The following is a 10,085-nucleotide window of genomic DNA, read 5'->3' on the forward strand; positions in this document are numbered from 1 at the left end:
TACTATAAAATTCAATGACAACAAGACTTTAACTTATGCTGCGTAACTCCTGTTATTTACTAATTGTTTCTCTTTTTCAGGGTTTTCATCAGTAAAATGCAAAGTTGTTTTTCCGGTAAATGCTGAGCTTAATACAAGTTTATTTGAACCTGTATATTTCATAAAACCATCACACATCTCTGGTTTTAGGTCTTTAGTTAATAAATTTGTTACTTCAATTTGATCTTTTTTAGGTAGTTCTTCAAGTCTGTCCTGATCAAAGCTTACAAATGCCGTACCAAATCCTAAATTTTTGTTTATGCTTTTAATTTCCATTTAATTACCTGTACTTTCTAACATTTATTTTGTTAAATATATTTTCTAATCACCTGATATAACCCAGTTTTGTTGTTTATGTTTTAACTCTTCTATTAGTTTTGCATTTTCTGGAGTATTATCTATTGTATAAGCATCTATGTCTTTGTTATCAAACAATTTTTTAAATATTTTAACTAATTGATTCTCTTTAGCGGGGTTTTCATGCGTAAAATTTAAGGCTGTATTGCCGTTATATAAAGATTTTTTTAGCTGCTTATTTGGAAGTGTAGCAGAAACTATAAAATCATTACTAAGACTCATAAAGTAAAACCCCTTAGTTAATAAATTTGTGACTTTAACCTGGGTATGCTTAGGCAACTCGTACAACCTTTTTTGATTGAAATTTACAAATGCCGTACCAAATCCTAAATTCTGCTGGCCGTTTCTAATTTCCATTTTATAACCTTGTCCTTTCTAATATTAAATTTATTGTGTACAATTATTTAAAACTTGTGAAAAAAAAAGTTAATATTAAAAATTTAAATTATTAATAAATTGTTACAAAAGGAATTCAAATGCAAAAATATATTGATAAAAGCAAAATCCTAATCGAAGCATTGCCCTATATAAAGTGCTTTTCAGGCAAAACTGTCGTTATAAAATACGGCGGAAGCGCTATGTTGAATGAAGAGCTTAAAAAATCAGTTTTACAGGATATAGCTCTTATGAAATTAGTGGGTATTTCGCCGGTCATAGTTCATGGCGGCGGTCCGGAAATCAACAAAATGCTCAAACAAATGGATAAACAACCCGAGTTTATCAACGGGCTGAGGGTTACCGATGAAGAAACCATGGAAATCGTAGAAATGGTGCTTTCAGGCAAGGTAAATAAAGATATCGTCACAAATATCCAAACTCAGGGCTTTAATGCGGTAGGCATAAGCGGCAAAGACGGTAATATTCTTAAAGCAAGAAAAAAACTGATAGACGGGCAAGATGCAGGTTTTGTCGGTGAAATTATTGACGTGGACACAAATTTAATCAAAATACTGATCCAAAACGATTTTATTCCTGTAATAGCTCCGACAGGAATGGACGAAATAGGAAATACTTACAATATTAATGCGGATTATGCCGCATCAGCCATTGCAGGGGCATTAGGTGCAGAAAAACTTGTCTTCTTAACCGATATTGCAGGTGTGTTAAGAAATATTAATGACGATAAGTCAATTATATCAAATATGACTGTATCTGAAGCAAAAAAACTAATTTCTGACGGCACAGTTTCGGGAGGAATGATTCCCAAAGTCGACTGCTGCATCGAAGGAGTTGAAAAAGGAGTAAAGACTGTCCACATACTCGATGGTCGAGTAGAGCACAGTCTTTTGTTGGAAGTTTTTACGGAAACAGGTATAGGAACAATGATTAACAGGGATTAAACGGGATTTTTATCAGCCCATCTTTTATCGCTTTCAAATCTTGAAAGGCTTCCTGCTACATCGTTTATTATCTTAACACCCAGACCATTTAAATTTATTAAAATTTGATGTATTTGTTCTTCTAATTCGGGAGCAGCATCAATTTTAATAGCACGCCTTCTTCCATTTTCAAAACTATCTAATTTAATACCATCAAGTCTTTTTATTTTTTTTCTTACGATATCAAATAATATGTCAGGCATGTTAAATTTTGCATGCACACTGCCAAATCCTAAATTTTGTGGTCTGTTTCTTACTTCCATAAATTTCTCCTTTATATAAATTAAACTAAAGACTGTATTTATTGAATTGTACTCACGACTTCAGCTCTAAATTTTCTAAGTTTATCTGCAAGTTGAGTTTCTGCTTCTGGGATATTACCAATAATTTGTGATACTAAACCATTTTTATCTTAAATTTTGCATATTGTTTTTAATTTCCTTTTTTTTCCCTTATCCTTTCTAAATTTTTGATTTTTAATTACAATAAGATAAAACTCGTGAATATATTAAATTGATAAAAAAAACGAATAAAATTAAGAAATATAAAGTTGGATTTATAAAAATAATTTGGGGTTAAGTGAAAAATCGATGAAAGCATATATATTACTTGAAGATGGAACAATATTTGAAGGGAATTCCTGCGGTGCAGATATAACTTCGTTCGGTGAGATTTGTTTCAATACAGGAATGAGCGGCTATCAAGAAATATTGACCGACCCGTCTTATGCAGGTCAAACAGTTGTAATGACGTATCCGCTTATAGGAAATTACGGCATTTGCGATGAAGATGTTGAGTCTAAAAGAATTCAGGTTCAAGGATTTATTGTAAAAGAGCTTTGTGAGATGGAAAGCAACTGGAAAAGTACAAAAAACCTTTCTGATTATTTAAAAGAGCAAAATATTCCTTGTGTTTCAGGTGTTGATACAAGAAGGCTGACAAAAAAAATACGTATATCAGGTGCTATGAACTGCGTAATTACAACACAGAAGCCTGATGAAGAAATTAAAAGCCTGCTGAAACAGCATATTTTCCCTTCTGACGTGGTTAAACAGGTATCTTCCAAAGATTCGCATGTTGAGCTTCCTTCTCAAAATGATAAAAAATACAAAATAGGACTTATTGACCTCGGAGTTAAAAATGGCATAGTTAAACACCTCACTAAGCTTGGATGTGAAGTCCATGTGTTTCCTTTTGATATTGATTCTAAAACCTTATTAACATCTGAGTTTGATGCAGTACTGCTTTCTAACGGGCCTGGAGATCCACAGGCCGTTAAAGAAACAATTAACACAACAAAAGAGCTTATAGGAAAAATGCCGTTATTTGGAATTTGTCTGGGGCACCAGATTTTAGCGCTCGCTTTAGGAGCAAATACTTACAAACTAAAATTCGGACACAGAGGAAGCAACCATCCTGTCATTGATTTAAGGACAAATAAAGTTTATATGACAGCACAAAACCATGGATATGCCGTTTCAAAAGAAAATTTGCCAAAGACTGTTCAAATTACGCATATTAACGTGAATGATGATACTGTAGAAGGTTTTTGCAGTGAACAATTCAACATAAATACAGTTCAGTTTCATCCTGAGGCCGGTCCCGGCCCGTTGGATGCAAATTCTATTTTCAGTGAGTGGATAAAGAGATTGGATTAACAAATGCCAAAAAATAATTCATTAAATAAAATATTAGTAATAGGTTCAGGCCCGATAATCATTGGACAGGCTGCTGAATTTGATTATGCAGGAACACAAGCTTGTAAAGCGCTTAAAGAAGAAGGATTTGAAGTAATTCTTGTTAACAGCAACCCTGCCACAATCATGACTGATGATAACATTGCTGATAGAGTGTATATACAACCTCTAACTGTTAATGCACTCAGTTATATAATAGAAAAAGAAAAACCGGACGGATTACTCCCTACTATGGGAGGGCAAACAGGTTTAAATCTAGCTATAGAGTTACAAGAAGCAGGTATTCTTGATAAATTTGACGTTAAACTCCTGGGCACATCTTTAGATACAATAAAAAAAGCTGAAGACAGAGAATGCTTTAAAAAACTTATGGAAGAAATCGGAGAACCGATTCCTCCAAGCACTATTGTTGATAACATTGAAGAAGGACTTAAATTTGCCGAAAAAATCGGATATCCGATTATTGTCAGACCTGCTTATACGCTGGGCGGAACCGGTGGCGGCATTGCTTCAAATAAATACGAATTGAAAGAAACTCTCCATACAGGGCTGCTTCACAGTAGAATTAATCAGGTTTTACTTGAAAAAAGCATAGCAGGTTGGAAAGAAATTGAATACGAAGTAATGAGAGACTCAAATGACACCTGTATAGTCATTTGTAATATGGAAAATCTTGATCCTGTCGGGATTCACACAGGAGACAGCATTGTAGTTGCACCTTCTCAAACTTTAAGAGATGAAGAATACCAGATGTTAAGGTCTTCTGCAATAAAAATTATTAAAGCCTTAAAAATAGAAGGCGGATGCAATGTTCAGTTTGGATTAAATCCTGAATCTCTTGACTACTGCGTTATAGAAGTAAATCCGAGAGTAAGCAGGTCATCAGCTCTTGCTTCAAAAGCTGCAGGTTATCCTATTGCAAAAATTGCAGCAAAAATTGCAGTGGGGTTTAACCTTCACGAAATACCAAACTATGTTACAAGAAAGACAAAAGCTTCTTTTGAACCATCACTTGATTATATAGTTGTTAAAATCCCCAAATGGCCTTTTGACAAGTTCTCTTATGCCAACAGAAAGCTGGGAACACAGATGAAAGCAACCGGCGAAGTAATGGCTATTGACAGAAACTTTGAAAGTTCTTTCTTAAAAGCCGTAATATCACTCGAAGGCAATGATACAGGTTTAAGAAAACCACATATTACAATGCTTTCAAAGGATGATTTATTAAAAAGACTTGAAACTTGCGATGATGAAAGAATTTTTGTTGTTGCAGAAGCTTTAAGAAAAGGGATTTCTGTTAAAAGAATAAATATCATAACAAAAATCGATAAATGGTTTCTTAACAAAATAAATAATATAATAATTGTTGAAAACAGGCTCCAAACAGAACAAATGACTATTGATTTGCTCAAAAGAGCTGAAACGATGGGATTTACCGACTACGAAATACAGGATTTGTCCAAAGAATCTCTGGCAAAGCTAGATACACTCAGAAGAGCGCACAATCTTTATCCTGTTTACAAAATGGTAGACACTTGTGCGGCTGAATTTGAGTCTTATACCCCTTACTATTACTCAACTTTCGAAGATGAAGATGAAAATATAATCAGTAAAAATCAAAAAATTATAGTAATTGGCTCCGGTCCGATAAGAATAGGACAGGGAATAGAATTTGATTACTGCTCTGTTCACGCAGCATGGGCAATTCAACAGGCTAACTATGAGTCTATAATCATTAATAATAACCCTGAAACAGTCAGTACAGACTTTGATACATCTGATAAACTTTATTTTGAGCCTTTATTTATAGAAGATGTTTTCAACGTAATAAGAAAAGAAATGCCAAAAGGTGTAATCGTTCAATTTGGCGGGCAAACTGCAATAAATCTAGCCCCAAAACTCTTAACAAGAGGAGTTCAAATACTTGGTACTTCTGTAGAATCAATCGATATGGCAGAAGATAGGGAACTTTTTGAAAAACTTCTCACAGAATTAAAAATCCCCCAACCCAAAGGCGCAGCAGTAACTACTCTTAGAGATGCTATTAAAACTGCGGGTGACATTGGTTATCCTGTATTAGTCAGACCTTCTTACGTTATAGGAGGAAGGGCTATGCAAATAGTTTATTCTGATGAAGAGCTTACAAAATACGTAAAAGAAGCTGTTGCTCTATCATCAGAACACCCAATTCTTATTGATCAGTATATAAACGGAAAAGAAATTGAAGTAGACGCAATTTCTGACAAAGATGACATCTTAATTCCAGGGATAATGGAACATATCGAAAGAACGGGCGTACACTCAGGCGACAGTTTCTGCGTCTATCCTTCGCAAACCATTTCTCAAGGTGTTCTTGACAAAATTATCTGCTACACAAAAAAGCTGGCAAAGGCTTTACAGGTTATCGGGTTAATGAACGTGCAGTATGTGGTTAAAGGCGATGATGTTTTTGTAATAGAAGTAAACCCAAGAGCATCAAGAACAGTGCCTATATTGAGTAAAGTGACCAAAATTCCTATGGTAAATATTGCAATACAAGTAATTCTCGGAGAAAAACTTAAAGATTTGACTTATGGAACAGGATTATTGCCAAACACAAGCTTAATTGCCGTAAAAGCTCCTGTATTTTCTTTTCAGAAACTTACAAATGTCGACACTGCGCTTACTCCTGAAATGAAATCAACAGGTGAAGTTCTAGGGATAGATACAGTTTATGAAAAAGCGCTTGTTAAGGCCTTTGAGGGTGCCGGCTATACTTTCCCCGAAAGCGGCAATATTCTTGTTTCTGTAAAAAATAATGATAAAGAAGAAGCATTTGAAATTGTTAGCGAATTCAAAAATCTGGGTTTTAAAGTAATCGCAACACAATTAACAGCTAAATTCCTGAGAAACAAAGGTCTTGATGTTAAGGAAGTCGATAAATTCGACTTTGATAATATACATTCGATGATTAAAAACAACGATGTAAATATTGTTATAAATACTCCAACTATAGGTAAAGTTACAGAAAGATGCGGATTTAAGCTGAGGACATGCGCAGAGCAATATAAAGTTCCTTGCTTTACTTCACTTGATACTGCAAGAGCATATACTGTAGCACTTAAAACAAAGAAAAATAATGAAAAGCTCACATATGATGATATAAATAGCTATATTAAACCACTTTGTTTAAAATAAACCTGCTGTTATACTAAAATTTATTAATAAATTTTGAGGAAATTTTAAATATATGACTATAAACGCCTTTGCATCTATAAATGGAACAAAATTATTTTCAGATAAATTTACTGAATTAAAATATAATTCACTTGGGAAAACAGGATTATTAGTTTCAGAGATTGGCTTTGGAAGTTATAGAATTGACATAAGATCGCCATTAAACAGAGATGCACTCAAAAAAGCTTTATTATCAGGAGTAAATTTGATTGATACAAGCTCAACTTATACTGACGGCAATTCAGAATTGCTTATTGGCGAAGTTTTAACAGAAATTATCAATGCAAATTTACTTTCTAGAGAATCAGTTGTAGTTGTTACAAAAGGCGGCTATATTCAAGGAGAAAATTATATTTTAAGTCAGGAAAGAAAAGATGAAAATTTCCCGTTTAAAGACCTTGTAGAATATGAAGAAGGTCTGGAACATTGCATCCACGCAGAATTTTTAGATGATCAGATAACAAGAAGCCTTGAGCGTTTAAATCTAAAAACTATAGATGTTTATCTTCTTCATAACCCTGAATATTATCTAAAGTGGGCTAAAAATAATAATATTGATAAAGAAACGGCAAGAAAAACTTACTATGCAAGAATCAAAAAAGCTTTTGAGTATTTAGAAAAAGAAGTTCAAAAAGGACGAATTAGGCACTATGGTGTAAGTTCAAATACGTTCCCTAATGATGCCGATGCATATGAATTCACTTCTCTTGATAAAGTAATTTCTATTGCGGAAGAAATTTCTGCAGAAAATCATTTTAGTGTGATTGAATTTCCTATGAATATTTTTGAAAAAGATGCCGCTTTAAGAGCTAATCAATCTAATAATATGACTTTGCTCGATTTAGCCGTAAATAAAAAATTAGGAGTGTTAATTAACAGACCTTTGAATGCAATTTTAAACAACAAATTAATTAAACTTGCAGAACCGATAATTCCAGTAATTCCAACGGCAGATATTATTAATACTGAATTAGAAAACATTAATAAACTTGAAAAATCTATACTTCAAAAATTAAAATTATATGTAAGTGATGAAATCTCAAATGAGATAACGCATAGCCTGTTTGTATTTGAAGAACTAAAAGACAGTTGGTCAAGTTATAATGACATTTTTCACTGGAAGAATGCTCTTAATCAGCATTTTTTACCAAGATTTCATTACTACAAAAATTTTATTAAAAATAATTCATTGAAAAATGAAGAATTTGAAATGGATTTATTTAGTTGTACATTCAAAATAGGTAAGCTTTTTAGTTTTATCAGCGCTTATTGGGATAACGAATATCTGAAATTTACTGCTGATATTAAATCCAAATTAACTGCTTTAGCACCTGAGCTTGCAACGACAACAAGACTTAGTAATATGGCAATTAGAACATTAAGAGCTACAAGAGGGGTAACAACTGTTTTGGTCGGAATGACTCATCTACCTTATGTTGCTGATGCGATTAATGAGTTAAAAAGTCCTGTTAACAAGGATTTTGAATGGAACAAAATCAATATTTCAGTTGATTAAAGATTGTCAGCCTGTTTTTCAAGATTGCATTTGTGTTCTGTAGATTTTTCTATTTCTTTATAAATTTGTCCGCGCTGAATAATCTCATTAAAATCAACTTTATGCGCATCAAAATCAGGTCCGTCAACGCATGCAAATTTAACTTTTCCGTCGACAGTAAGCCTGCATGAACCGCACATTCCTGTACCGTCTACCATAATAGGGTTCATGCTTACAATAGCAGGTATGTTTTCGGTTTTTGTCAGTTCGGCAACTGCTTTCATCATAGGAATAGGACCTATTGCCATAACTGTATCAACCTGTTCATTTTTAATAATATCTTTTAATTGGTCGGTTACAAAGCCTTTTCGGCCTTTTGAACCATCATCTGTCGTTATAAACAGTTCATCACAGGCTGTTTTCATTTTATCTTCCCAAAAAATCAAACTTTCCGTTCGTGTACCTATAATCATATAAACTTTATTTCCTGCATCTTTATAGGCTTTCGCAATTAAATAAGCGGGTGCTGCACCATAACCGCCTGCAACACAAATAACTGTGCCGTGCTTTTTAATATGAGTAGGAAGTCCTAGAGGACCCACCAAATCTAATATTTCTTCGCCTGACTCAAGTTGGGCAAGTTTTTTTGTAGTATGACCAACCGCCATATATACTATGGTTAATTCGTTTTTTTCTTTATTAATATCAGCAATAGTTAAAGGAATTCTTTCTCCTTTTTCGTCCACTCTTAATATTATAAATTGTCCTGCTTTTGCATTTTTGACAACATAAGGCGCTTCTACAATTATTTCATAGAGATTTTCACTCAATTTGTTTTTAGATAAAATTTTATATCCCACTTTTTGTTTCCTTAATTTCAACCCTATTACAAAGATATTATACAATTTAAATATTTTTTATTAAAAAAATATTTATTCAATTCTTAATTTTTGATATAAAAATGTTAAGTATTGTAACAATAGCAAAAAACTAAGCAATTTAAAAGAAATAAATGTTTTTAATATATCATAAGTATATATCAAATATATCAATTTTAAATAAGTAAGGAAATAGGAGACTACGTTTATGTTAAACAAGTTTTTTTCTAATTATTATCAGCCAAACACAACAAGTTCAACAAGTTCTGAAGCCTTTCTTTTACTGATTTCATCACAATCAAATTCATTTGAAAATTCATTATTTTCAAACCAGGGTCTCGGTAACTTTGGCTGTTCACCTTTTCAACAACAAAATCAATTCGGAAATTCATTATTTCAATCCCAAGGTTTTGGCAATATGAGCAATTTTGGCTGTTCACCGTTTCAGCAACAAAATCAGTTTTCTAATCCATTTTCTCAATTCCAAGGTTTTGGCGATAGGAGCAATTTTGGCTGTTCACCGTTTCAGCAACAAAATCAGTTTTCTAATCCATTCTCCCAATTCCAAGGTTATGGAAATTCAGGTAACTCTGGTTTTTCACCTTTTCAACAACAAAATCAGTTTTCCAATCCATTCTCTCAATACCCATCAACGAACAATATGTTTTCAAATATATTACAAAGTTTATTAGGTTCCTTTGGCTCAAGCGATTATCAACAATATCAAGCCCCTCAAAGCCAAAGTTATAATCAAGGATACAATCAAGACTATAATCAATGTCAAAAATATCCGCATAAACATCATTCTAAATATCAAGATCCGGTATATTCAACGCCAACAAGCCAAAATGATTCATGTGCCCATAAAAAAGATTCAACAGAAACAGCTTCCAGATCTGATAATTGGAGTCCTTTTGATTCTCAAAAGGCAACTGAGACAACTGATCCGGTATATTCAACGCCAACAAGGCCAACAAGCCAAAATGATTCATGTGCCCATAAAAAAGATTCAACAGAAACAGCT

Annotated in this window: 9 protein-coding genes; 5 read left to right on the forward strand and 4 right to left on the reverse strand. The window is 33.2% G+C overall.

What is annotated here, in order from left to right; all coding sequences use genetic code 11:
• Positions 1 to 33: 33 nt before the first annotated feature.
• Positions 34 to 315, reverse strand: coding sequence for a hypothetical protein (locus WCG23_12165; GenBank protein ID MEI8390622.1), 282 nt, complete (start codon positions 313 to 315; stop codon positions 34 to 36).
• Positions 316 to 360: 45 nt separating this feature from the next.
• Entirely contained in the window at positions 361 to 753 is a 393-nt protein-coding gene (locus tag WCG23_12170; GenBank protein ID MEI8390623.1) for a hypothetical protein, read from the reverse strand.
• 119 nt (positions 754 to 872) lie between these two features.
• On the opposite strand from WCG23_12170, the gene argB reads away from it, so the two are divergent.
• The gene (gene argB / locus WCG23_12175; protein MEI8390624.1) at positions 873 to 1,736 is read left to right on the forward strand and encodes an acetylglutamate kinase; all 864 of its coding nucleotides are present in this window, start codon (positions 873 to 875) and stop codon (positions 1,734 to 1,736) included.
• On the opposite strand, the gene WCG23_12180 is transcribed toward argB, so the two are convergent.
• Positions 1,733 to 2,038, reverse strand: coding sequence for a hypothetical protein (locus WCG23_12180; protein MEI8390625.1), 306 nt, complete (start codon positions 2,036 to 2,038; stop codon positions 1,733 to 1,735). The genes argB and WCG23_12180 overlap by 4 nt on opposite strands.
• Before the next feature lie 327 nt (positions 2,039 to 2,365).
• Between WCG23_12180 and carA the strand changes: the two genes are divergently transcribed.
• From carA to WCG23_12195, 3 genes are read left to right on the forward strand one after another with little or no spacing between them, the layout of a single operon-like run.
• Positions 2,366 to 3,433 carry a glutamine-hydrolyzing carbamoyl-phosphate synthase small subunit gene (gene carA, locus WCG23_12185; protein MEI8390626.1) on the forward strand — a complete coding sequence of 356 codons (1,068 nt, stop codon included), beginning with the start codon at positions 2,366 to 2,368 and terminating at the stop codon, positions 3,431 to 3,433.
• A 3-nt stretch (positions 3,434 to 3,436) separates the two neighbouring features.
• Positions 3,437 to 6,649 carry a carbamoyl-phosphate synthase large subunit gene (gene carB / locus WCG23_12190; protein ID MEI8390627.1) on the forward strand — a complete coding sequence of 1,071 codons (3,213 nt, stop codon included), beginning with the start codon at positions 3,437 to 3,439 and terminating at the stop codon, positions 6,647 to 6,649.
• Between the two features lie 52 nt (positions 6,650 to 6,701).
• A complete protein-coding gene (locus WCG23_12195) occupies positions 6,702 to 8,204 on the forward strand; it encodes an aldo/keto reductase (GenBank protein MEI8390628.1) in 1,503 nt (500 codons plus the stop codon).
• Here the strand turns inward: WCG23_12195 and WCG23_12200 are convergent.
• Entirely contained in the window at positions 8,201 to 9,043 is an 843-nt protein-coding gene (locus WCG23_12200) for a sulfide/dihydroorotate dehydrogenase-like FAD/NAD-binding protein (protein MEI8390629.1), read from the reverse strand. The two genes, WCG23_12195 and WCG23_12200, sit on opposite strands and share 4 nt — an antisense overlap.
• A 226-nt stretch (positions 9,044 to 9,269) precedes the next feature.
• Here WCG23_12200 and WCG23_12205 point away from each other — a divergent pair.
• A partial coding sequence (locus WCG23_12205; protein ID MEI8390630.1) for a hypothetical protein occupies positions 9,270 to 10,085 on the forward strand: 816 nt, incomplete at its 3' end.

The sequence above is a fragment of the bacterium genome, from assembly GCA_037147175.1.
GTDB lineage: Bacteria > Cyanobacteriota > Vampirovibrionia > Gastranaerophilales > UBA9971 > UBA9971.

Coding starts and splice junctions, on each gene's coding strand:
- WCG23_12165 (MEI8390622.1), bottom strand. CDS start 315: ATGGAAATTAAAAGCATAAACAAAAATTTAGGATTTGGTACGGCATTT.
- WCG23_12170 (MEI8390623.1), bottom strand. CDS start 753: ATGGAAATTAGAAACGGCCAGCAGAATTTAGGATTTGGTACGGCATTT.
- argB (MEI8390624.1), top strand. CDS start 873: ATGCAAAAATATATTGATAAAAGCAAAATCCTAATCGAAGCATTGCCC.
- WCG23_12180 (MEI8390625.1), bottom strand. CDS start 2,038: ATGGAAGTAAGAAACAGACCACAAAATTTAGGATTTGGCAGTGTGCAT.
- carA (MEI8390626.1), top strand. CDS start 2,366: ATGAAAGCATATATATTACTTGAAGATGGAACAATATTTGAAGGGAAT.
- carB (MEI8390627.1), top strand. CDS start 3,437: ATGCCAAAAAATAATTCATTAAATAAAATATTAGTAATAGGTTCAGGC.
- WCG23_12195 (MEI8390628.1), top strand. CDS start 6,702: ATGACTATAAACGCCTTTGCATCTATAAATGGAACAAAATTATTTTCA.